Origin of the sequence: Acinetobacter higginsii (genome assembly GCF_000369845.1) — a bacterium.
In the GTDB taxonomy this organism is placed as follows: Bacteria; Pseudomonadota; Gammaproteobacteria; order Pseudomonadales; family Moraxellaceae; genus Acinetobacter; species Acinetobacter higginsii.
Genome location: NZ_KB850215.1, coordinates 317758 through 343249, shown reverse-complemented (window position 1 = coordinate 343249; position 25492 = coordinate 317758). Strand labels below are relative to the sequence as shown.

The window sequence follows — 25492 nt, the reverse complement described above, 5'->3', positions numbered from 1 at the left end:
TTTTTTTACCGCTTATCAGAAGATATTTGGCACAATCGACCGATAATAGATTAAATGTACAGAACATTCTGCACATTAATAGATTTTAAACAAAACAACAAGCCCTATTTTTAAATGACAAGGCAGTGTTTTAATTTAGAATAATCGGCTCATTCGGCAATTCATTTTGATCGTTCAAATCTGTTTTCACATAATACTGGTCTAGCACCTGTCCAATTTCCACAACACCATTATTCACGGCTTGTAAATATTGCTTTTGAGCCAATAACTGCACAATGCTTTGACAGATCCTATTCCAAGTTTCAGTCGGTGTGGCATTTTTTAAACCACGATCAATCACAATTTCGACTTTACGTTCGCATAGATTGAGGTATAGCAATACACCACTATTCAGTTCAGTATCCCAAACTCCAAGCTCGGCAAACAGTTGCTGAGCGCGTAAACGGGTATTTTGATGGTAGGCTTGCGAACAGGGAATATGCCCTTCGATCACCACCTGAATCTCCCCCACATGCCCCTTTTCCGCTTGCTGTACCGCTTTGGCAATCTCGGCTCGATCTTGCTTACTAAAGTACCGATGTGCTGATGAGACATAGAGGAAATGCTTAAACCAACGCTTCAAACTTGGCTGTACATGCTCATCTAGTTTAGGCTGAGTAATAATCTGTGTTGTATCTGTCTTGGTTACCATGAGCCTGATGCTCCTCCCCCGCCAAAGCTACCGCCACCGCCGCTATAACCACCGCCACTGCCGCCGCCAAAACCACCTCCGCCGCCACCGCGACCACCACCCGATAGAAAGGCTTGGAAAATCAGTTGCGCCAACGAGGTGATCAATAAAAAGAAAATCCCGACACCGAGTAATAGACTCATCACCAGACCTGCACCGTTGACCAAACCCGCAACGGTTGCCGCCACAGCTGCAGTGGAAGCACTTAAACGATTACCGACAATAAATGATCCGACTACACCTGCGATCAAGATAAACAGCGCCATAGTTAAAGTATTGTCTTTGGCTTGCTGTGCTTGTATTGCTTGCTCATGCCGATCTTTCAATTCTTGTGCGGCTTGCTGCGCAATCTCTGGGTCTAAATTGACGATACGACTGATTTCATCTAATCCCGCAGAAATACCTTGTGCGTATTGCCCCTGTTTAAAGTAGGGTGTGATTTGATTACGGATAATTCGACTCAGCACCACATCAGGCAGTACGCCCTCCAAACCATAACCCGTCAAGATCTGGATATTACGATCATTGACTGCAATCGCCATCAATAAGCCGTTATCACGTTTTGCTGAACCAAGCTGCCATTTTTCACCCGTTCTCAAAGCAAAATCAAAAATGGCTTCCTGCCCAGTGGTTGGTACGATAATCACCCCGATTTGCGCTTTTCCTTGCTGATACAGACTGAGAATTTTCTGATTGAGTTGCTGCATTTCAGCAGCACTCAATACTTTGGCCTGATCAATCACAGGTTGATTTAAAGTTGGCAAACCACGAATCGATTCGCCCTCTGCCATGTCATTAGCCACTTGGGGCAATGCAGGCGTTTCAGCATTTGGCGAGGATGGTGTAGTGGTCGTTTTATTCTTTTGCTGTTCTTGGATAATTTTACCCACAACAAGCACATCACTTTGATCGGTTGCGGTCGCGACTTCAGCCCAAACCGTATGTTGGAAAAACAGTGTCGCAAAAATAATAGTTAAAACAGGCAAAATGCTCTGTTTCAAGTTCTGCTTCAACATGTTCAACATACAGCGACTCCTCACAGTTCAAAACAATTTCAGATATTAATTAAATGAAACTGTTGGCGCTTGCTGTGCAGACTGTTCCGCTTTAAAGTTTTCTTTGGTTTTCATGCCAATGACTTTAGCCGTCAACGCTTGAGGGAATTGACGTACATAGCCGTTATAATCTTGAACCGTAGTAATATAACGGTTACGCGCTACCGCGATACGGTTTTCAGTCCCTTCAAGTTGTGCTTGTAAATCACGGAATTGCTCATTGGCTTTTAAGTCAGGATAATTTTCTGAAACCGCAATCAAGCGCGATAATGCCCCCGTCAATTGGCTTTGCGCTTGTTGGTATTTCTCAAATAGCGCTGGATCTTCCAACACTTCTTTATCAACTTTTAAGCCCGCAACATTAGAACGTGCTTGTGTGACTTCAACCAAAACCTGCTCTTCATGTTTGGCATAACCTTTCACTACATTGACCAAATTCGGCACAAGATCGGCACGGCGTTGATATTGGTTTTGAACTTCAGACCAAGAAGCAATCACAGCCTCATCTTTGACTTGCAAGGTATTATAACCACAACCGGTAAATAACAGTGTGCTTGCCAATACACTTGCCAATGCGGTTTGTTTGATGATTTTCATAAAAATTTATCCTCAAGTTTTTCTTTATATTTTTGCGATAATTCATTGTAATGAGATTTTTTGTCGGCTGTGTAACATTTATTAACGTTGCTTTATCTGAATTTAAATAAAAAAGGCATTACTCAAGAATCTTGATGTAATGCCATGCTAAGCAACTTTGATGGTATTGGATGATGATTAACTATAAATTTTAGAAGCAGTTTCTTCTTGGAAACTTGCCATACCATATTCATCTGCCATGCGTGCTTTCCAGTAATTCACCAATGCAGTGTAATCGTGTTTGGCAGGATGAAAATCAGCTTGATAATAAGATAAATACTCAGGAATCAACTGTAATAGCATTTTACTCAGTAAATACATACCAAACAGATTGCCACCCAATTTCGGCAAGCTTTTCCACTTATCTTGCCAGATTAAACGTGTGGTGGCATAAAACGTCAGGCTGGCAAAGCCTGTCGTCACACTCCGCATCAGTAAACGGCGAATACGATCATCACCATATACTTCTTGGTAAACATCAAATGCCACCGAACGATGCTCGATTTCTTCAATTGCATGCCACACCCAGAGTTTCATCGCATCATCATCTAGCGTACTGAGAATCTCTGGGTGTTTTAAAATATAACCGCCTAACATCGCTGTGAAATGTTCGAAAGCGCAAGTTAAGGCCAATTGCAATTTCGGGTGAATATTTCGCAGCATATCATCCCGTTTTGCCAACCATGCCTGAAAACGATCCAGATTATAATCCTCACGTCGCCAAGCATCGTTAAACTCGGTATGTGCTTTGGAATGCATCGCCTCTTGCCCAATAAAAGCCGCAATCTGCGCCTGTAATTGTGGATCTTGCACTTTATCTCGAACATTGCGAACACTATTCACAAAATACTGTTCTCCAATTGGAAATGTTGAAGACAGTGCTGTTAATAGATGTGACATTACTGGAGAATTTGCAAAATAATGACGTTTGATTTTTTTCGGATTAAATTGCAAACGTCGTACTGTAATCCCTAATGCTTTAGGGCGGTTTAAATAGGTTTTTTCCACATTCACATTTGCAAGAGCCATCTCGATTGCCTGCATCATTTCCTAGACTGAGTTCGAGTATTGCGCTGGGAAAATGGCAAAGACAGGGCAAAAAAGCTTATAAAGTTTGCCAAAACTACCAAAATGATGATTGGTCTATGACGATGAAATCGGTGCGACACATTCTTCTTGTTTAATTTTTCTCAAGCTCCATATGGCTGCAATAAACAGTCCGCCCATGATGGCGACCACACTATGAAAAGCCAATAACTGGGCCTGAGCCATCGAATAATGCAGTGTTTCAACGGTCCATTGAATGATAAATGCAGTCAGTGTCCCCAATACCGCGATCCCAAAAGTCAATCCAAGTTGTCTGAGCATATTTAAAATTGCCGCAGCAAAACTGGCATCGGCCTGCGATACCGCATGTAAGCTCAAGGAACTTGAACTGGGTACAATCAATCCAATGCCTGCACCCATCAGGCCACTTAAGCCAATAAACAACAGATAAGATGAAGTGCTCTGGAAACTGACCATCGCGATCAATGCAACGCCTGAGATCAGTAAACCGATCCGAAGCAATGACAATGCTCCACAACTTTGCTGTAAACGGCCAAAGCAAATAGAAACCAGCGCCTGCATCAGAAATTGCGGAGCGATCAACCAACCCGCTTGCGCTGCACTTAAATGAACTTGTTCCTGATAAAATAAAGCAAAGACAAATAAAGAGCTATAGCCTGCAAATCCCAATAAAAATGAAATCAGGTTAAAACGCAAAAAAATGCGGTTACGAAATAAATGACGTGGCACCAGAGGGTGCAAGACTTTATTTTGATGTCGAATAAAAATCAGAGCAAAGACAATCGAGATGAGAAAACTAAAACTGATCAAATAACCGATATGGGCCTGCTGTACCATGATAATGCTATAGGTCAATGTTGCGATTGCAATCACGCTATAAATTAGCCCTAAATAGTCAAAACTTACTTTTTGCTGGCTTAAATCTGGTTCAATCCCTTTCCAGCCTAAAAACAAGGCCAATAATCCAACGGGTAGATTTAACCAAAAAATACTCTGCCAGCCTAGATAATGCACCATAAGGCCACCCATTAGTGGCCCAACAATCAAGGCAAAAGCACTGAATGAACTCCAGTTACCAATTTCTCGTGCCTTGCGATTGGCTTGGGTAAAGTGATGTACGATGATTGCAAGGGTTAAAGGAATCAGCATCGCCCCCGCAACGCCTTGGATCACTCGCCCAACAATCAACAAGCTAAAATCTGGCGCAGCGGCACAAATCACCGAACCAAAAATAAAGATCACGACACCCGCCAACCACAGACGTTTGCGCCCTAACCATTGACTTAAAGCTCCCACCGCCAGCATTAAACTCGACATACTCAGTGCATAGCTATCAATCACCCATTGTAAATCGGCAAGATGACTATTGAACTGGGTTTGAATTGCGGTTAAAGCCAGATTGACACTGCTCAAATCGACCAAGCAAAGAAAGGTACTGGTATACAGCGCAGCAATTAACAGCCTGTCATTGAGTTTCGATGTCATTATTTTATCCACTCAGCACAACAAAAATGAGAATTATTATCATTAATAGCATAGCAATTTATTGACTGCTTGTTAAAGTTTTATTTTCTTTGGGCATAAGACCAAATACCGTCAACCATCTACAAAATAAAAAAAATGCCCAAGCACTTGGCTTGGGCATTTAAAACTTAAATACTGAAAGAGAGCTTACACGCCAAGGTAGTCCAAAATACCTTCAGCTGCTTGGCGACCTTCCCAAATTGCAGTCACAACCAAGTCAGAACCACGTACCATATCGCCACCCGCAAAGATTTTTGGATTCGAGGTCTGGAACTTAAACTCTTGTTGTTCAGCCGCGACCACACGACCTGAACCATCTAGTCCAACATTTGCAGTGCTAAACCAATCTGCTGGACTTGGACGGAAACCAAATGCAAGTAATACTGCATCTGCTGGCAACACTTCCTCAGAACCTGGAATTGGTTCAGGGCTACGACGACCACGACTGTCAGGTGCACCCATTTGTGTGGTTACAACCTTAACGCCAGTCACTTTGCCATTTTCACCAACAATTTCAATTGGCTGACGGTTGAACAGGAATTTCACGCCCTCTTCATAAGCATTCTTCACTTCACGTGCAGAACCTGGCATGTTGCTTTCATCACGACGGTAAGCACAGGTCACATCATGTGCACCTTGGCGTAATGAAGTACGGTTACAGTCCATCGCGGTATCACCACCACCTAGAACAATTACTTTTTTACCGTCTAGATTGATGTATTCGCTTGGATCTTTTTCCCAACCTTGACAACGATTCACATTGGCAATCAAGAAATCCAGAGCATCATGCACACCATTGAGATCTTCACCTGGGAAACCACCTTTCATATAGGTGTAAGTTCCCATTCCCATAAATACAGCATCGTATTCAGTCAGAAGTTGTTCAATCGTTACGTCAACACCAATCTCGGTATTTAAACGGAACTCAATGCCCATTCCTGTAAAGATTTCACGACGACGTTTCATCACATCTTTTTCCATTTTAAATTCTGGAATACCAAATGTGAGCAGACCACCGATTTCAGGGCGTTTATCAAATACCACTGGTTTTACGCCACCACGCGCAAGAATATCTGCACAGCCTAAGCCTGCTGGACCTGCACCAATGATCGCAACTTTTTTATCAGTCCATTTAACCCCAGACATATCTGGGCGCCAGCCTAATGCAAAAGCCGTATCATTAATATATTTTTCAGCATTACCAATGGTCACTGCACCAAAACCATCGTTTAAGGTACAAGCACCTTCACACAAACGGTCTTGTGGACAAACACGACCACAGACTTCTGGCAAGGTATTGGTTTGGTGGCAAAGTTCAGCCGCTTGGAAAATTTGCCCTTCTGCAATCAGCTTTAACCAGTTTGGAATGTAGTTATGTACAGGACATTTCCATTCACAATACGGGTTACCACAGCCTAAACAACGGTGGGTCTGATTCGCAGCCACTTCCGCAGTAAAAGGTTTATAAATTTCCACAAACTCTGCCTTGCGGACAGTAATATCTTTTTTCTCTGGATCTTGGCGTGCTACATCCAGAAATTGAAAGTCATTATTCAGGCGCTCTGCCATGTCTCTCTCCGTGGGTAGGCGCAGCGATGTCCCTCATCTCTGCACCTGCCTATGTCTATGCAGTCGTGGAATTATTGTGGATCGGCTTGGGTTGTTTTCAAAAGCGTTTGTAAATTAGCAGCTTTTGGTTTCACCAGCCAGAACTTACGACTATAGAAGTCGAACTCATTACGGATCTTGTAAGCCCATGCACTACCCGTCTCTTGAATATGTTCGTCAAGAATACGCAGTAGGTTTTCTTTGTGGTCTTCCATCGCCTCTGTAGAGATACGATTTAGATCAATAAGTTCGTGGTTATAGTAGTCGACAAAGTCATTATCAAGGTCAAGTACATAAGCAAAACCACCGGTCATACCTGCACCGAAGTTATGACCCACTTTACCTAATACTGTTACCACACCACCCGTCATATATTCACAACAATGGTCGCCCGCACCTTCAATCACAGCAAATGCGCCTGAGTTACGTACCGCGAAACGCTCGCCCGCAGTTCCCGCAGCAAAGACTTTACCGCCAGTCGCACCATATAAGCAGGTGTTACCAATGATCGCAGTATTTTGCGTTTGGAATGGCGAACCTTTTGGTGGGAAGATCGATACTCGACCACCCGCCATACCTTTACCGACATAGTCGTTGGCATCACCTTCCAGTTTGATATGCAAACCACCCGCATTCCAAACACCAAGCGATTGACCTGCTGTGCCGACAAGGTTCATCACCACTGGGCTGTTTTCCATACCCAAGTTGCCATAACGACGTGCAATTTCACCTGAGATACGTGCACCAATCGAACGATCACAGTTACCGACGGTGAAGTTGAATGAGCCACCAGCACCTGCTTCAATTGCCGGTAACATCTCTGCCACCATTTTCTCCGCCAACACACCTTTATCGAATGGTGCATTACCTTGAACTTGGCAATATTGTGCCTTGCCTTCAGCAGAAGGATGCGACGTTAATAGTGCACTGAGGTCAAGATGTGCGTGCTTATCTGTTTCACCAGGTAAAACTTCAAGTAAATCGACACGACCAATCAAATCTTTCAATGATGCAACACCAAGTGCAGCTAACCATTCACGTGTCTCTTCAGCAATAAACTTGAAGAAGTTGATCAGCATTTCTGGCTCGCCAATATAATGCTCTTGACGTAAATGATCTTGTTGCGTTGCAACACCAGTCGCACAGTTATTTAAGTGACAAATACGCAGGTATTTACAACCTAATGCAATCATCGGTGTCGAACCAAAGCCAAAGCTTTCAGCACCTAAAATTGCTGCTTTCACCACGTCTAAACCTGTTTTCAAACCACCATCAGTTTGAACACGGACTTTACCACGCAAATCGTTCACACGAAGTGCCTGATGTGCTTCACTTAAACCCAGTTCCCACGGTGAACCCGCATGGTGAATCGATGAAAGTGGCGATGCAGCGGTACCACCGTCATAGCCAGAAATGGTAATGAAGTCGGCATAGGCTTTTGCAACACCTGCTGCAATCGTTCCAACACCTGGCTCAGATACCAGTTTGACCGATACCATTGCTTGCGGATTGACTTGCTTCAAGTCAAAGATCAATTGCGATAAATCTTCAATTGAATAAATATCATGGTGCGGTGGCGGTGAAATCAAGGTCACACCTGGTACTGAGTAACGTAAACGCGCAATTAAGCCATTCACTTTACCGCCTGGTAACTGACCACCTTCACCTGGTTTTGCACCCTGTGCAACCTTAATCTGCAACACTTCAGCAGAAGTTAAGTACGCAGGAGTGACACCAAAACGACCAGATGCAATCTGTTTGATTTTCGAGTTACGAATCGTGCCATAACGCGCAGGATCTTCGCCGCCCTCACCTGAGTTTGAACGACCGCCAATGGTATTCATAGCAATTGCAATTGCTTCATGCGCTTCTGGTGATAATGCACCTAAAGACATACCCGCAGAGTCAAAGCGTGGCAAAATATCTTCAATCGTTTCAACTTGATCTAATGCAATCGAATTTGTTGTTTTTAACTTAAATAAGTCACGGATCGTTGCTACAGGACGGTTGTTGACTAGTTCTGCATATTCTTTAAAGTCAACATATTGACCAGAACGTACCGCTTTGTGCAATGAATTGATCACGTCAGGGTTGAACGCGTGGTACTCTTTACCAAATACGAATTTAAGCAAACCACCTTGATCAATCGGTTTACGATGCTGCCAAGCTGTGGTTGCTAGTTTTTTCTGATCTTTCTCTAAATCTGCAAATGTTGCACCTTGAATACGGCTCGGTACACCAAGGAAACATTTGTCCACCACTTCAGATGATAGACCGACCGCTTCGAATAACTGACCACCGCGATAAGAGGCAACGGTAGAGATACCCATTTTAGAAAGGACTTTGAGTAAGCCTTTTTCCATCCCTTTACGGAAGTTTGCTTGGGCCTGAATTGGATCACCCAATAACTCGCCTTTTGCAACCAAATCATTGATCACATCATAAGCCAGATATGGATAAACCGCTGTCGCACCAAAGCCAAGCAAAACTGCAAATTGATGTGGGTCACGTGCAAAACCAGTTTCAACTAAAATGTTCGCATCGGTACGCAAACCCGTTTTAATCAAATGATGGTGTACCGCACCTGTTGCCAATGCTGCGTTTGCAGGTAAGAAGCCTTCACGGAAATTTTTATCCGTTAATACGATTAAGGTTTTACCATCACGTACAGCCTGTGCTGATTCTTCACAGATACGTGCGATTGCTGCTTGCAGCCCTTCAGCTTCAACATAGTTCAGATCAATATCTACAACGCCATAACCTTCGCGCTCTTTTTCAACATCGCGAAGCTGCTGCATTTTTGAATTAGACAATACAGGGCTTGAAATGATGATACGGTCTGCATGCTCTGGACCTTGCTCGAACACATTCTGTTCGCGGCCCAAACATGTTTCCAATGACATCACGATCGATTCACGTAATGGATCGATTGGTGGATTGGTCACTTGTGCAAACTGCTGACGGAAGTAATCAGAAACATGGCGAACTTGACGAGACAATACTGCCATTGGCGTATCATCACCCATTGAACCCACTGCTTCCTGTCCACTTTCAGCGATTGGACGTAACAGTTGATCGCGCTCTTCAAATGTCACCATAAACATTTTCTGAGCTGCTTTTAATGCATCGCCAGTTAAGCCTTGATCAAGCAATTGCTCTTCAAGCTGTGGATTGGCTTGTAAACGAATCGCATGATCACGCAACCATTCACGATATGGACGCATATTTTTTAAGTGATTGCTGACATCTTTAGTCTCAAGCACTTTGCCTGTTAAAGTATCAATCACTAAAATTTGACCTGGACCAACGCGGCCTTTAGACACCACATCTTCAGGTTCATAGCCCCATACACCAATTTCTGATGCAAGCGTGATGTAATCATTCTTGGTGATCACCCAACGTGCTGGACGTAAACCATTACGGTCAAGCATACAGATCGCATGACGACCATCTTGAATCACAAGTCCTGCTGGACCATCCCACGCTTCCATATGCTTAGAGTTAAACTCATAGAAAGCACGTAAGTCAGCATCTAAAGTCTCAACGTTTTGCCATGCTGGTGGAACCAACATACGTAGTGCACGGAACAGGTCCATACCACCACCAACCAAGATCTCAAGCATGTTATCCAAGCTTGATGAATCCGAACCAGTACGGTTCACAATTGGATTTAACTCAGTTAAACCTGGTAGTAATGGGTTTTCAAATTTTGGTGTACGTGCCAATGCCCAGTTACGGTTTGCAGTAATGGTGTTGATTTCACCATTGTGCGCCAAATAACGGAAAGGCTGTGCCAATGGCCAACGTGGTAAGGTATTGGTCGAGAAACGTTGGTGGAATACCACAATATGTGATTTTAATCGCTCATCCGCCAAGTCAGTATAGAAGTCAGCAATGGCCGCTGGCATCATCAGCCCTTTATAGGTGATAACAGTCGTTGCTAAAGTCGTTACATAGAAAAGTGGATCATTTTGTAATTGTTGTTCTGCACGACGACGAGCCAAGAAGAGCTTACGATTAAACTCAACTTCAGTTAAACCCATCGGGCAGTTCACGAGGATTTGTTCAAATGCAGGTAAGGATTGTAGTGCAATCTCACCCAAAGCATCATTATTGGTAGGTACAACACGCCATGCTGCAACAGTTAAACCTTCAGCAGCAATTTCTTTATTCAAAATATTTTTGGCATTTTGTGCTAAAGCAGGATCAATATTTAGGAATACCGTACCAGCAGCAAAAATCTCAGTCAGGTTACTGCCTAATTTCTGTGCTTCTTCACGGAAAAATTGTTTTGGCATCGCCAATAACAATCCGCAACCATCTCCTGTCTTACCATCCGCGGCAATACCACCACGGTGCGTCATGCAACTTAAACTGTGAATCGCAGTTTCGACCAGATGATGGCTTGAGTCACCCTTCATATGGGCAATCAGACCAAAACCACAGTTATCCTTAAACTCATCAGGCTGATATAAACCTTGAGCGGGAGCTACAGTATTAGGCGATGGCATGTGCATAGCGTACCCTTCTTTCAACATGGCTCTTTCGAGCAACAAACAATCAATTCATTTTCTGCGATATTGCCGATTAACTCATACAAAGTTCAATGCTTCGCGAAAACATTTTTCATGGCGAATTTGCAATATACGTCTTTCCTTTACAAGATTGCACCCTATAAAGTGTTTTCAGTTATTACACCTTCACCTAGGTTTGTAAAGCACAAAAACTTTCCATTTCACCCAATTAATGAACTGTTTAGCACAAAACAGGGCAATGAGCAGACAAATTAGCACCACGAAAAAGCAAAAAACATGCCATATATGCATGTTTTTACTAAATCATTAAAAAAGTTAAAATAACATCAAGATACGCAGAAGAATGCACTCATTTTTGCGCACAAAAATGCACCAAAAACTTCCACGATGCTATAAAAAGAACCACAAACGCACAATTATGGTGCGGTACTAATTAAAAGGATCACTCACTTCACGCTTTGAAGCATCTGAATTTTCTTTTATTTTTTCAGCAGTTGCAGGTGGTTTTGGTGCCGATTGAGTCTGTTTTACATTGACTACATTACCCTGCGCATCACGCTGTGTAACTGTGGTCTTCACCGCCGATGGTTCCGTGCTACGTACAGCAGTTGTACTCTGAGACGCGCTGCTTCCCATCAGTAAACTCTCATCTACCCTAGGCAATGCCGCTGGTCTTAACTGAACTGCATAAAGTTGATTGGTTGCTGACTTCATTTCGTCAGCACCTAGATCGTTCACTAAGGCCGTATAACTTGAGAATTGATGAGCCGTTGGCTGAACAGATTCTGGTAGGGCTAGATTTAATTGTGCAAATTGGCGGCTTGCATCTTCAGCACTACCAAACACACCATACGCAAGCACATATTGCTCAACCTGATCTTCACCACTCAAACGAAAATACACGAACTTTCTGCGATCTTCACGGTTCAATAGAAAATTTTTAACAATCGCTTCGTCTGAACTACGGAAAATTTCCATGGTCCATCGCTGCTGATTTTCTTTAATAAATTTAGTGCCGCGAAATTCAGGTGCATGATCATTGGAAACAACGACACGCGTGGTTAAATCCAAGGGCTTAACTTCGTCCGAAAGAGCGCCTAAATGAGCTGTCGCAGCAACCTTTTCTGGCTGAATTTGGACTTGGGTTTCGGTTTGGGATGGCTGCTCTTCTTTGACCAACACCTGACTATCGGTAATACCCCAAAATATCAATGCAGCTATTAAACAAGCGACGGCAAAAACCAGCCAGCTATATTGTTGAATATTTTGCCAAATTGATCGTGATACAGCCATGCTTTTCCCAAATGATTAATTATGCAGATTGATTTGCAAGAATAGATTGTTTCATCAGCTCAACATCAAAATCTTTGGTAATCACTGCTTGCCCTAATTTCTTCAATAAAACCAAGCGCAATTGACCATTTAAGACTTTTTTATCGTGCGACATATAAGCCAAGAATTCATCTAATGGAATTTTCGGACATGATATCGGTAAATGAGCACGTTGAATGATATTTTTTGTACGTTGCACATCCTCCACAGAGATCCAACCTAAACGCTGCGACAAATCTGCAGCCATCACCATCCCTGTTGCTACCGCCTCACCATGTAACCAGGTACCATAACCTAGATAGGATTCAATTGCATGGCCGAAAGTATGCCCAAGATTGAGCAGCGCACGCTCACCCTGTTCTTTTTCATCATTGGCTACGATACGTGCTTTATGCGCACATGAACGAAAAACTGCTTCAGCCAATAGATTTGCATCACGAGCAACCAAAGCATCCATGTTTTGCTCTAACCAAACAAGAAAATCAGTATCGCCCAATAAAGCATATTTAATCACTTCAGCCAAACCCGCAGACAGTTCACGATCAGGCAAGGTATCCAGTTGCGCCATATCTGCTAGTACCACTTGTGGTTGCTGGAAAGCACCCAACATATTTTTACCTAAAGGGTGATTAATTCCCGTCTTACCACCGACACTAGAATCCACTTGTGATAATAACGTGGTGGGCACCTGAACAAAATTCACACCGCGTTGGAAGCAAGCCGAGGCAAAACCCGCCATATCACCAATCACGCCACCACCTAAAGCCAATACCGTACAATCACGGTTAAACCCCGCTTCGAGCAGAGCATCGAAAATTAAATTCAAGTGCTGGATATCTTTATATTTTTCACCATCAGGCAAAATGCATTGCGCCACTTGTTTATCCAACTGGGTTAATGCATTCACATAATGTTCGAGATATAACGGTGCAACAGTGGTATTGGACACTAACATGACTTGTCGGCCATGTAGATATGGCTCAAGTAAGCTTTTAGGGTCTAAATGACTACCAATAAAGATTGGATAACGGCGATCACCTAACTCAACATGTAACGTTTGCATAAACTTAAACCAACCAGAGACTACTTAACTTGTTTAGATAAAATGACGTGTAAAATACGTTGCGCTAAATCCCGTGCTGCACCTTGATTTGTTTCAATTATATAATGTGCAACCTCGCGATATAAAGGATCGCGGATCGTCAGTAGATCACGTAATTTTTGCTCTGGATTTTCGACTTGTAATAATGGGCGATTTTTATCGCGATAGGTTCGCTGTAGCTGTAGCTCTACAGGCGTATAAAGATAAACAACGATACCACGTTGTTTTAAAAATTCACGATTCTTCGCTTGAGTAACAACTCCACCACCGGTCGCCAACACTAATAATGGACGGGAAGTGAGATCATTTAAAACATTGGTTTCACGCAAACGAAATCCAGCTTCCCCTTCTTTTTCAAAAATCCATGGAATGGTCGCGCCTGTTTTGCGTTCGATCTCATGATCGCTATCAATAAAATCTCGGCCTAACAATTCTGCTAAATGTCGGCCAACTGTTGTTTTCCCTGCCCCCATCGGCCCTACCAAATAAACATTTGGTAGGGTTTCAAACGCTTTGCTTGGCAACGCGCCACCTATATTCATTGCAATTATTGAAAATATATTAATGATTTCTAGTCAAAGTGTCATTAACAATTCTCGGCGTCACAAAAATAAGCAGTTCACGTTTATTATCCGTTTTCATATCTCTACGGAATAATCGCCCGATATATGGTAAATCACCCAAGAAAGGCACTTTCACTTGAGAAGTGATATTTTCCTGTTCAAAAATACCGCCGAGAACCACCGTTTCACCATTATCGACCAATACATTGGTATCAATTTGATTTTTATTGATGGTAAGTTGCCCAGTCGGTGTTGGTGTACTTTGCGAGTCTTTGGTAATGTTCAACTTCATCATGACTTTACCCTCAGGCGTAATACTTGGGGTAACATCTAGACTTAAGGTTGCATCAATAAACTCGGTTTTCGGCACTGCATTGGCGCCACCACCCGTAGAAGAGGTATAAGGAATTTTCTTACCTGATTCGATTTTTGCAGGCTGCTTATCTGCAGTCATGACTTTAGGTGTTGAAATCACCTCACCATAACCATCCGCTTGAACAGCTGATAACTCCAGATCCAACATAAAATCAGATAAACTAATCAAACCAAAAGCAATACGACTTGCACCAGGTGTCACCGCACCTAAATCCACATTGAGGTTATCAGGACGCTCAATTTCATATTTCCACCCCCCCGTATTACTGTCCTTAGTCGGTTTTCTCAAATCCCATAATGTCTGATCACTACCACCAACCAAAAGATCATTATTATTTGTAATTCCTTGCGATAAAATCCCCCACTTCACCCCCATTTCTCGGGTAAAATCGGTACTAGCGCTGACAATCCGTGCTTCAATCATCACTTGCTTAACCGAGACATCAAGTAAATCCACCATTCTACGGATTTTATCAATATTCTGGGCAGTATCATTAATAATCAGGGTATTGGTTCGTGTATCAGCAACTGCACTGCCTCGTGAACTCAATAAACTTTCCAAAGCTAAAGCATCTGTATTTGCATTTGCCGCTCTACTCCCTGATGCACCCTTACCATCACGGGCATCCTCTATTAATTTCAATATATCAGCAGCTTTAGAATAACTTAGTTTAATGTACTCAGTCTGAATCGGTGCTAGTTTCACGCTTTGCGCAATCGCTTTAGCTTCTTCTTCTTCCGCCTTAATCAGTTCAGATACTGGTGCAATCCAGATTACATTACCATTACGGCGTTTATCCAGATTTTTAGTTTTGAGCACAATATCGAGGGCCTGATCCCATGGCACATCCTTAAGACGCAGTGTGATATTGCCTTGTACCGTATCTGCTGCCACCATATTAATACTGGTAAAATCAGCCAATAGTTGTAACACTCGACGTACTTCAATATCTTGAAAATCTAAAGAGATTTTATTCCCAGTATACGTTTGTGTCTTGGCTTTGGCTGGAGAATTATCTATAGGGCGTTTCAGACTAATAGTGAGCTTATTCTCTGCCTGATAAGCCATATACTCATAGCTACCCGCAGATTGAATGGTAATGACGCCATTGCCTTTATCATTATAAGCATCAATACTGGCCACAGGTGTTGCAAAATCATTGGTATTTAAACGACGGGCTAAATGTGTCGGAATTTTATTCCCTGCTGTACGCACGACAATTTTACTGCCTTGTTGTTGCACATCCACAGGAGTATTATTCCCCAGCAAATCAATCACAACCAAGCCTTCACCTTGGTTGCCTCTTTGGAAACCAATATTTGACACACCTTGCTGTACCTGGCGCGCAGCGGCAGCAGGTGTATTTATAGCAGCAGGTTTGGCTGAGTTAATTTTAAGAACAAAGGTATTGCCTTCAACACGTGTAGTAAATGCACCCGCATCTTTTAAATTCACAATCACACGTGAACGCTGATCATCCGATGCAACCTCAATCGAACTCGCTTCAGCGGTTGATACTGGAATCGAGTTTTGCTTTAGACCCTGTTGTGACTTATCAAAGTCCAGAATCAAACGAGCAGGTTGTTCAAGTTGATAAGCTTGCGGTTGTGGTGGAAGGCCATTAAACATCACACGAATTTCCGTGCCTTGATCACCCAAACTCATTGGTACGATATTGGTCATACTCACTTGCGCTGATGCCACTTGCATCACCGCAATCGCAATCGCACCCATAGAAAATTGACGGAATGCATGATTCATGGTCTTCGCTTCCCCAAATAAAGAATCTTTAAACTGTTTTTTCATTTTTATTCCCTTAATCTTACGGCGCTGGTCCAATTAAAACGAGTGTACGAGGTCTCTCGACATAGCCTTCTCGACCATCAGGTACAATCTCCACCAAATCGATTTGGGTTGGGCTAATTTTAATAATACGCCCTTGATTCATCCCCAAATAACTTCCGACCTGCACACGTTCAATTTGACCGTCTGGTGTCTGAATCAGGGCAATGGTATTGCTGGTTTTACCACGCAGACTACCCTTCATATTCAACGATTCCAGCGCATAACTTTCTAAAGGCTGTGGCTGGCGATTAAAATTCGGATAAACCCGTTTCCCCGCCATAATCTTCAATTCAGCAGCCAATGAGCTTGGCATAAATGGACTTTTAAGCTGATGGGCTGAGTAGTTAAACAGAGGCACAGGGGTAAAAACAGGTGCGGGCTCAATCGGCAAAGGCGGCTGATTACGAATGTCTGCCATCTTTTGATTCACTGCATCAATACGTGAATCACACCCAACCAAACTCGCTCCAATGAATAAACCCAGTAATAATTTATAATTTTTCACTACTATTTCCCTCCTTGTGCAGGTGGAGTAGTTGCTGCTTTAGCTGTACCAACAGTATTCTTTGTTTGCTCATCCGCCCCAACATAACGATATGTTTTTGCTTTAACGCTATAGTTCACCACAGGGATATCAGATTTCTTTTGGGTATCGGCTGTCGCAACAACCGTAAAATCATGCAAAGTTACAATTCGTGGCAATGCTGCAATACCCGTCACAAAGGCACCAAAAGCATGATAATCACCTGTGGCATCAATACTGATTGGCTGCTCAATAAAAAACTCTTGTTTGATTTCATTTTCTAAACGAATATTTTTAAATTTCAGTCCTGAATTCACACCGGTTAAGTTGATATCCTCAACCAAACTCGGAATTTCAGTTTCTTTCGGTAATTGCTCTAACTGTTGATTAAAGTTGGCTTCCATTTCTTGCAATTGGGCTTGATATTGTTGCAAATTACGTAACTTTGAATCTTTTTCTTTAAACTCATTCAACAAGCTCTGTTCTTTAGCCTGTTCATTGGTAATCGATTCAAGTTGTGACTTAATCACCACAAAATAACCCAATGCTGCAACCGCCAAGAAAACAAAAATCCAGCAGGTAATTTTGACCGATAATGGCCAACTGCCATAGTTATTCATATCCAGCGTATTAAATTGCTGGAAGAATTGGTCTACCGTCATTTTCTTTTTCTTCACAGCAACGGTGTCTTGATTTAAATCATCCGATTTATCTAACTTCATTTTGTCACCCCTACTGCCCCTGATGCTGCAACGTCTGACGTTGGTTCAGCCTCAGCAGTTGTCCCGATTTCACCTAAATCTACAGTGACAACAAAGCTTCCATAATTTTCCTCAACCCGAGGCACCAAAGAACTTGCTGTTTTGTCTTTATTTTTGTTTTCATCCACGGCAAGGAAGGAATTCATAAAGGCATTGCGATACCAAGGAGAAGCTTCTAGATTACGTAGAAGTTCAGCCACCGTATTTGGGCTTTCAGCTTTTCCTTCAATCGTGAATTTATCCCCTATACGACTAAACTTGGTTAAGTACATGGTTGGAGGAGTGACCCGTACCAACTCATCAACCAAACGTACCGTAACAGGACGTTGTCCTTGTAAACCTTGAATCAGTTTCATGCGTTCAATAATCGCATTACGTCGTTCTTGTAGGCCATCCAATGCTTTTAATTGAGTATCTAAATTCTGATTGGTACTCACAATCAGTTGATTGGCTTGTTCCTGATCATTCAATTTATGATCAAAATATATCCATCCCGAAAAAACTGATGCAACCCCTAATGCAGCAACCCCAACACAAAATGCGACAAACTGTTTCTTTCTTTGTTCTCTTAGCTCATCACGCCAAGGGAGTAAGTTAATCTTTGCCATTAATCAAAACTCCTCAATGCCAAACCACATGCAACCATCAAAGAGGAAGCATCGTTTTCAATTTTTTTAATATCAATTTGGGGAGAAAAACCCATTTGTAGGAATGGATTGGCAATGGTGACACGATAACCGAGTTTTTGTTGTAATAGCTTAGCTAGGCCTGGAATATTGGCATTCCCACCAGCCAGTAAAATATGATCAATTTCATTGAATTGAGAAGATGAAAAGAAGAATTGGAGTGAACGTGCGGCTTGTTGTACGACGGCGTCCAAGAAAGGTTCTAGGACTTCTGTGTCATAGTCATCGGGCAAGGTTCTTTCTTTTTTAGCACGACCAGCTTCTTCAAAAGAAAGGCCATAGCGACTTTGTACATCTTGGGTCAATTGGCGGCCACCAAACACTTGCTCACGTGTATAGATGATCTTGCCTTTTTGCATGACAGATAAGGTCGTCATAGTATGACCAATATCCAAAATGCCCACCGTATTTGCGCCCATTGGTAATGTATCTGCAAACACACTGAACGCACGTTCCATAGCATAGCTTTCAACTTCTGCAATTTTTGCAGTTAAACCCGCCAGTTCAAGCACTTCTACACGCGTGTCTACATTCTCGGTGCGCGTTGCAACCAAGAGCACATTTACCCGGTTTGGATTGGCCAAACGATCAGGTAAAACTTCAAAATCTAGGCTCACTTCATCTAATGGGAACGGAATGTATTGCTCAGCATCCATACGAATTTGAACTTCTCGTTCTTCATCCGTCATGTCAGCATCCATCTCGATGATCTTATTAATGACCATCGATGTTGGTACTGCAATCGCAACATTCATGGTGTGAGGATTTGCAAGGTTTACCACTCTCTCAAGCGCATCCCCTACCGCCTCTGGATTCAGTATGCTTTTTTCAACCACGCTGCTTTCAGGCAATGGCATCACTGCATAACTTTCAACCCAATATCTACCGTTCTTTACAGAGAGCTCCAATAATTTAACAGTTGTCGAACTAATATCGACACCCGTTAACCCCTTATTTGGTTTACGATATAACCTGAGCACAGTACTTTCCTATTTATTTTTTTATCCCCAAAAATACAACACACTAATTTGTTTTGGTCTTTAATTGCTACGGATACAATAACTCATCTAACAATCCGCATGTCTAAAGGATATACTGACCACAATTAGTTTGCCATTCGCTCTTATTAAAACTTACTTATTATGAAAAAGCTATCCAGTTCTGGTATTGTTCGCCCATTTTTTTTGATCATTATTATTATCTTAGTCTCACTTCCAATGGGATTTTATGGCATGTATCTCTATCTCGCACCTTCATTGCCAGATATGAGTTCACTTAAAAAAGCGCCTTTACTAAAACCATTGCAAGTTTACACGGCAGATAATCAGTTAATTGCAGAATATGGCGGAAAATTATCCATTCCAGTTAAGTATGAGCAGATTCCTCCAACCTTTATTCATGCTTTTTTAGCAGCGGAAGACTCATCCTTTTTTGAACATAATGGTATTAGTTTTAAAGGGCTTGGGCGAGCACTTACTGAATCTGTTACAGGGTCTGATGTCCAAACTGGGGGCTCAACCATTACCATGCAGGTGGCAAAGAACTATTATTTAAGCCCAGATCGAACACTTCGACGCAAACTAACTGAAGTATTTTTGGCACGAAAAATCGAGCAAAACTTAACAAAACAAGAAATTCTAGCTGCTTATGTGAATAAAATTTTCTTAGGTAAAAATGCCTATGGTATTGCTGCTGCAGCACGTGTCTATTACAACAAAAATATTGGCGAGCTGACCACAGCACAAATGGCAATGATTGCAGGTCTACCGAAGGCACCTTCAAAATACAATCCAGTGGTTAATCCTGAACGTGCACTTGAACGTCGCAACTGGATTTTAGGACGTATGCTACAACTGGGCTATATCAACCAAAATCAATACCAACAAGCTGTTGCAGAACCCATCAACTTAAATATGATTGATCGCTCGGTCAGCAATGTATTCCCCTATGTCGGTGAAATGGTTCGTTCAGAACTGGTCGAACATTTTGGTGAACAAGCAGTTGACTCAGGTTATAAGGTATACACGACTGTTGACAGCAACCGTCAACGTTATGCAGAGCAATCCATTCAAGATGGCTTAGAGGCTTATGATCGTCGTCATGGCTGGCGTGGTCCCGAAGCACATGACAAACCACTCAAACAATTTATTGCTTATGCAAACACTTATCCTGCCCAAGTAATCAAGGTCAATAACAATTCTTTTGATGCCTTGATGCAAGATGGCTCAACAGTAACGGTCAACTGGTCTGGGATGTCATGGGTTCGCCCATACCGCAATGCCAATAGTGTCGGTGGTGCACCATCCAATGCCTCACAAATTGTCAAAGTCAAAGATATTATCCGTCTACGTCCAAATGAAGGCAAAACGGTTTGGTCTTTGGTTCAAGTTCCAAAAGTCCAAGGACAGCTTATTGCAATTAATCCCAATGATGGTGCAATTGAAGCCGTTGTGGGTGGATATAACTTCTATCAATCTAAATTCAACCGCGCAATACAAGGTTGGAGACAACCTGGTTCTACCATTAAGCCTTTTGTCTACGCATTGGCTTTGGAACGCGGCATGACCCCATACAGCATGGTCAATGACAGCCCAATTACCATTGGTAAGTGGTCTCCAAGAAACTCTGATGGTCGCTATTTGGGTATGATCCCTTTACGTCGTGCGCTTTATTTATCCCGTAATACCGTTTCAGTGCGTTTATTACAAAACGTTGGGATTGAACGTACCCGTCAACTATTTATGGATTTTGGTTTACAAGAAGATCAGATTCCACGTAACTATACCATTGCGTTAGGTACACCGCAGGTACTGCCAATTCAAATGGCAACAGGTTATGCAACTTTTGCCAATGGTGGTTATCGTATTCAACCGCACTTTATTACACGTATCGAAGATGCGGCGGGTAAAGTGATTTATGAAGCAAAGCCTGAGTATGCGTGTATTCCATGTATCAGCAATCCAAATACGAATACCGAACAGCAAACAGTGAAAGCTGATGAATCTAAAGACAAGGTGACAGAAGTTAGCAACCAAACTTTAGATGAAGTCTCTGCTGCTTCTGAAGCACAAATAATGCCTGCTGATGCGGCACAAACAGCAAAAGCCAATAGTGATTATCGTCAAGCACAACGTATTTTAAAATCAAGCTCTGCTTACGATATGGCCAACATCTTACGGGATGTAATCCAACATGGTACTGGTCGAGCTGCACTTAAAATTGGTCGTGATGATCTCGGTGGTAAAACAGGAACAACCAATGATGCTAAAGATGCCTGGTTCGCAGGTTTTAATGGGAACTTAGTTGCAATTGCTTGGGTCGGTTTTGACCAACCGCGCACACTGGGTCGTCGTGAATATGGGGGTGTTGCTGCACTTCCAATCTGGACCAACTTTATGGGTAAATCTTTAAAAGACACCCCATCAGCTTGGGTGCGTTTGGATAAAGAAGCGAAAGATCCAATCTCTCGTGATAAGTTACAAATCCAGCAAAGCGAAGATAAAAAAGAGTATCGTGCCTCTCCACCATTGGCACGCCCACTTTATCGCCCTGCACCACCTGCACCAGTTCGCTCAACACAAAATGATTTCTCAGACCTCCCTGGAACAACGCCAGTGACTGATGAGCAGCCTATTGTCCCAGCGAAAAAACAACCGCCTGCAATGGGTTCAAATTCACAGAATCCACCACCAAAAGAAAAGGATGGGATTGAGCATTTGATCAATCAAATCCAGTAAAAAAGAAAGAAGCCATCACATTGATGGCTTCTTTCTTTTTTGGAATAGATAAATCTGAAAGGCGGCAGTCACTGCAAATTGCTGCACTTGCTCAAGTACTTTGCGTCGTTCAGGGTTTGCTTTATAAGCATAAGGCGTCATCGCAATTAAATTCTTTAATGCTTGTTGATCCAACTGTAGCAGTGCTTCAACAACCTGTGCCTGCTTTAACTCAAACTGAGCATCTAGCTGTTCTACAAATTTTTGTGGTTCATGCAAATTCACTTGCTCAAACAATGCCTCACGTAAATCATAAAGATGTTTAGGTGCAGGTGTTGCCACAATTAAATAACCATCATCACGCAAGACTCTGACGATTTCATCTTGTGGAATCGGACTAAATAGACTGGTACAAATGTCAATGGAATGATCTTGCACGGGTAAGGTTGCACCTGTTCCCACCACCCATATAACCTCTGCATTTAACTTTGCTGCGCGCTGGACAGCTGTTTTGGCAATATCCACACCGATACACTGTTGGGTATGTGCTTGCATAGCACTGGTGTAATACCCCTCACCACAACCAATATCTAAAATGGCTTGAGGTTTAAGTTGCTGTAGAATTTCAACTACAGCTTGCTGCAAGGGCTGATAAAAACCTGCTTGCAAAAATTCACGGCGTGCCAGCACTGACTCAGGGGTATCCCCTGGGCTTTTACTGTGTTTATGCTGCACCACATGTAAATTGACATAGCCTTGTTTGGCTACATCATAGTGATGTCCTTTTTCGCAACGCCAAGAATTCTCAACCAAATTCAAGGATTGGCGACAAACAGGACACATCAACAAACTCATCTATTTTCTCCAAACATAAAAAAAGCTGGTCAATACCAGCTTCTTTCTTGAATCTTGGTTTAACGTAATTTTAAGGTCATTAAGCCTAACACGACGAGGAAAATCGTGATAATCCAGAAACGAATCACAACCTGAGTCTCTTTCCAGCCTTGCTTTTCATAATGATGATGCAAAGGCGCCATCAAGAACACACGCTTATTCCGCATCCGTAATGAGCCGATTTGCAAGAATACAGAAATCGCCTCCATCACAAACACACCACCCATAATGGCAAATACGATTTCCTGACGAACCATCACCGCAATGGTACCAAGCATCGCACCAAGTGCCAAAGCACCGACATCGCCCATAAAGACTTGAGCCGGATGTGCATTGTACCAAAGGAAGGCCAAACCAGCACCAACCATGGCAGAACAGATCACCACCAGTTCAGAGGTATATTTTACATAAGGAATATGCAAATAATTGGCAAAACGAATATCACCAGATAAGTAAGCAAATACGCCTAAACCCGCTGCGACCATGACAATTGGCATAATCGCCAAACCGTCTAAGCCATCGGTAAGATTCACCGCATTGGATGCGCCATTGATCACCAGATAAGTAAATGCAATAAAGGCTAAACCTAACGGCACAGCTGAAAGCGGGATAGAAAGATTCTTAAAGAATGGAATCAACAAATCCAACATATTGGCTGTATGCTCGATGCTGTCCTGTTGTTTTGCAATCACATATAGTGCAATACCAGCTCCCAAAGAGGCAACTGAGGTCCAGAAGAATTTTTTGCGTGCAGGTAAACCCGCATTGTCCTTATAACGAACTTTAATCCAGTCATCCGCCCAACCAACAGCACCAAACACCACCATGACACCCAGTACAATCCAAACATATGGGTTAGATAAGTCAGCCCACAGCAAGGTACTAATCCCAATGGAGAGTAAAATAAGAATCCCGCCCATGGTTGGGGTTCCCATTTTTTTGGCATGGTTTTCAGGCGCAAAAGAACTCACAGCCTGACCATATTTTAATGCTTGTAATTTACGAATCATCACTGGTCCTAAAACCAGTCCGATCGTCAAGGCCGTCAGTAAGCTCAACAAAGAGCGCAATGTTAAATAACGAACAACCTGAAACGAACTGTTATAGTCCGCCAATTGCTCAAATAACCATAACAACATTTAAATTTTCTCCATCAAGTCAGCCATCAACGTTTCCATATGGGTATAACGAGACCCTTTGAATAGGAAACTCATTGACTGGGGTTGATGTGTTTGGACTAAATTAATTAAAAACGGTAATGCTTCTGCCTGTGTTGCAAAGGCATGTAACTTTTCTGAATGAGATGAACCTTGTTGCGCTGCTTCAGCGAATTCACCGACGACAACCAGATGCTCTAACGGTAACGATGCCAAGTCTCGGCCGAGATCATGATGCTCTTGCCAGCTACTGTCACCTAGCTCACCAATATCTCCCATCACCATGACTTTTAAGCCTTGCTGCTGCAAGAGCACCTGTGCTGCTGCACGCATGGAGGTTGGGTTGGCATTATAGGTATCATCAATAAACAGGTGATTCTGCTGCTGAATAAAGTTCAAACGACCTTTGGCACCTTGTGCCTGCTCTAAGCCTTGCACAATATCATCCAATGCAATACCAATCGCTAAAGCAAATGCGGTCGCTGCTGCTGCATTCTGTACATTATGCGCACCCGCGAATGGTAAATTTACCGAACGTTTGCCTTGTGGAGTATGCAAATGAAATTGTGCCGATTGAGGATGAAGCTGAATATCGGTCGCAAAGACATCACCACCTTCACCAAAGCTCAGAATCGAGTGTGCCTGTGCATTTGCACGAATAGTGGCTGCAAAATCATCTTGTGCAGGCACGATCGCAGTGCCTTGAGGCAAAATATGCGCATAGATTTCTGATTTAGCGCGGCAAATACCTTCACGTCCGCCAAACTCACCCAAGTGCGCTGTACCAATATTTAAAATCCCTGCCACATGTGGCTGAACCAGATTGGAGGTGTAATCAATTTCACCTTGATGGCTAGCACCCAGTTCCATTACGGCATACTGATGTTCAGGACGCAGCTCAAGTAACATCATCGGGACACCGAGATCATTATTCAGGTTGCCACGGGTAATTAAGGTCGGCGCCAAGCGAGATAAAATACTACCCAACATTTCTTTGGTGGTAGTTTTGCCACTACTGCCTGTTAACGCAATCACTTTCAATTGAGGATTATGTTGGCGACGATAAGCACCCAACTGCCCCAAAGCCAAACGCGTATCTTTTACGATCAACTGTGCAATATCCGCATCGACAGGATGATCAACAATCACAATTTGGCACCCTTGTTCAGCGACTTGTGCGACAAAATTATGCGCATCAAAACGTTCACCCTTTAATGCAAGGAAAGCATCGCCAGCTTCTGCATGACGCGAGTCCGTTAAAATACGTTTAATTTCACCTTGTGGAATATTCTGTTGAAACCACTCGCCTTGGGTCGCTTGCTGTAATTGTTCTGCGGTCCAAGGTTGTAATGGAACAGTACTGGTCGTTGAAGTATGCATA

Annotated in this window: 19 protein-coding genes; 1 reads left to right on the top strand and 18 read right to left on the bottom strand. The window is 42.7% G+C overall.

Annotated elements, in window-relative coordinates; genetic code table 11:
- Positions 1–130 precede the first annotated feature (130 nt).
- From F885_RS08055 to F885_RS08125, 15 genes are all read right to left on the bottom strand, one after another.
- Positions 131–691, bottom strand: a complete 561-nt coding sequence (locus tag F885_RS08055; RefSeq protein ID WP_005317683.1) for a TPM domain-containing protein — start codon at positions 689–691, stop codon at positions 131–133.
- A complete protein-coding gene (locus F885_RS08060; RefSeq protein ID WP_005317680.1) occupies positions 685–1755 on the bottom strand; it encodes a TPM domain-containing protein in 1071 nt (356 codons plus the stop codon). Before F885_RS08060 ends, F885_RS08055 begins: the two co-directional genes overlap by 7 nt.
- Positions 1756–1791: 36 nt before the next feature.
- The gene (locus F885_RS08065) at positions 1792–2382 is read right to left on the bottom strand and encodes a LemA family protein (protein WP_005317678.1); all 591 of its coding nucleotides are present in this window, start codon (positions 2380–2382) and stop codon (positions 1792–1794) included.
- A 177-nt stretch (positions 2383–2559) separates the two neighbouring features.
- The gene (locus tag F885_RS08070; protein WP_032859504.1) at positions 2560–3450 is read right to left on the bottom strand and encodes a metal-dependent hydrolase; all 891 of its coding nucleotides are present in this window, start codon (positions 3448–3450) and stop codon (positions 2560–2562) included.
- Between the two features lie 114 nt (positions 3451–3564).
- Positions 3565–4974, bottom strand: coding sequence for an MFS transporter (locus F885_RS08075; RefSeq protein ID WP_005317672.1), 1410 nt, complete (start codon positions 4972–4974; stop codon positions 3565–3567).
- 186 nt (positions 4975–5160) lie between these two features.
- Complete coding sequence (locus F885_RS08080) at positions 5161–6582, bottom strand: glutamate synthase subunit beta (RefSeq protein WP_005185515.1); 1422 nt, start codon at positions 6580–6582, stop codon at positions 5161–5163.
- Positions 6583–6653: 71 nt separating this feature from the next.
- Positions 6654–11132 carry a glutamate synthase large subunit gene (gltB, locus tag F885_RS08085; protein WP_171068213.1) on the bottom strand — a complete coding sequence of 1493 codons (4479 nt, stop codon included), beginning with the start codon at positions 11130–11132 and terminating at the stop codon, positions 6654–6656.
- Between the two features lie 453 nt (positions 11133–11585).
- Complete coding sequence (locus F885_RS08090; protein WP_005317664.1) at positions 11586–12449, bottom strand: hypothetical protein; 864 nt, start codon at positions 12447–12449, stop codon at positions 11586–11588.
- 19 nt (positions 12450–12468) lie between these two features.
- Entirely contained in the window at positions 12469–13551 is a 1083-nt protein-coding gene (gene aroB, locus F885_RS08095) for a 3-dehydroquinate synthase (RefSeq protein WP_005317661.1), read from the bottom strand.
- Positions 13552–13571: 20 nt separating this feature from the next.
- Positions 13572–14132 (bottom strand): shikimate kinase AroK, encoded by a 561-nt coding sequence (gene aroK, locus F885_RS08100; protein WP_005201348.1) that lies wholly within the window; start codon positions 14130–14132, stop codon positions 13572–13574.
- A gap of 19 nt (positions 14133–14151) precedes the next feature.
- On the bottom strand, positions 14152–16335 hold the full coding sequence (gene pilQ / locus F885_RS08105) for a type IV pilus secretin PilQ (RefSeq protein WP_005317656.1): 2184 nt from the start codon (positions 16333–16335) through the stop codon (positions 14152–14154).
- Between the two features lie 16 nt (positions 16336–16351).
- Positions 16352–16879 carry a pilus assembly protein PilP gene (locus F885_RS08110; protein ID WP_005317654.1) on the bottom strand — a complete coding sequence of 176 codons (528 nt, stop codon included), beginning with the start codon at positions 16877–16879 and terminating at the stop codon, positions 16352–16354.
- A 2-nt stretch (positions 16880–16881) separates the two neighbouring features.
- Positions 16882–17619, bottom strand: coding sequence for a type IV pilus inner membrane component PilO (locus tag F885_RS08115; RefSeq protein ID WP_005317651.1), 738 nt, complete (start codon positions 17617–17619; stop codon positions 16882–16884).
- Positions 17616–18266, bottom strand: coding sequence for a PilN domain-containing protein (locus F885_RS08120; RefSeq protein ID WP_005317648.1), 651 nt, complete (start codon positions 18264–18266; stop codon positions 17616–17618). Before F885_RS08120 ends, F885_RS08115 begins: the two co-directional genes overlap by 4 nt.
- Positions 18266–19324 (bottom strand): pilus assembly protein PilM, encoded by a 1059-nt coding sequence (locus tag F885_RS08125; protein WP_004803903.1) that lies wholly within the window; start codon positions 19322–19324, stop codon positions 18266–18268. The genes F885_RS08120 and F885_RS08125 overlap by 1 nt, the downstream gene beginning before the upstream one ends.
- Before the next feature lie 162 nt (positions 19325–19486).
- Here F885_RS08125 and ponA point away from each other — a divergent pair, with 162 nt between their 5' ends.
- Complete coding sequence (gene ponA, locus F885_RS08130; protein WP_005317646.1) at positions 19487–22081, top strand: penicillin-binding protein PBP1a; 2595 nt, start codon at positions 19487–19489, stop codon at positions 22079–22081.
- A 15-nt stretch (positions 22082–22096) separates the two neighbouring features.
- Here the strand turns inward: ponA and F885_RS08135 are convergent, their stop codons facing one another.
- From F885_RS08135 to F885_RS08145, 3 genes are read right to left on the bottom strand one after another with little or no spacing between them, the layout of a single operon-like run.
- Positions 22097–22915: a putative RNA methyltransferase gene (locus F885_RS08135; RefSeq protein WP_005317643.1), complete on the bottom strand. Its 819-nt coding sequence runs from the start codon at positions 22913–22915 to the stop codon at positions 22097–22099.
- A 59-nt stretch (positions 22916–22974) separates the two neighbouring features.
- Positions 22975–24093, bottom strand: coding sequence for a phospho-N-acetylmuramoyl-pentapeptide-transferase (gene mraY / locus F885_RS08140; protein WP_004803897.1), 1119 nt, complete (start codon positions 24091–24093; stop codon positions 22975–22977).
- Positions 24094–25491, bottom strand: a complete 1398-nt coding sequence (locus F885_RS08145; RefSeq protein WP_005317641.1) for a UDP-N-acetylmuramoyl-tripeptide--D-alanyl-D-alanine ligase — start codon at positions 25489–25491, stop codon at positions 24094–24096.
- Position 25492 lies beyond the last annotated feature (1 nt).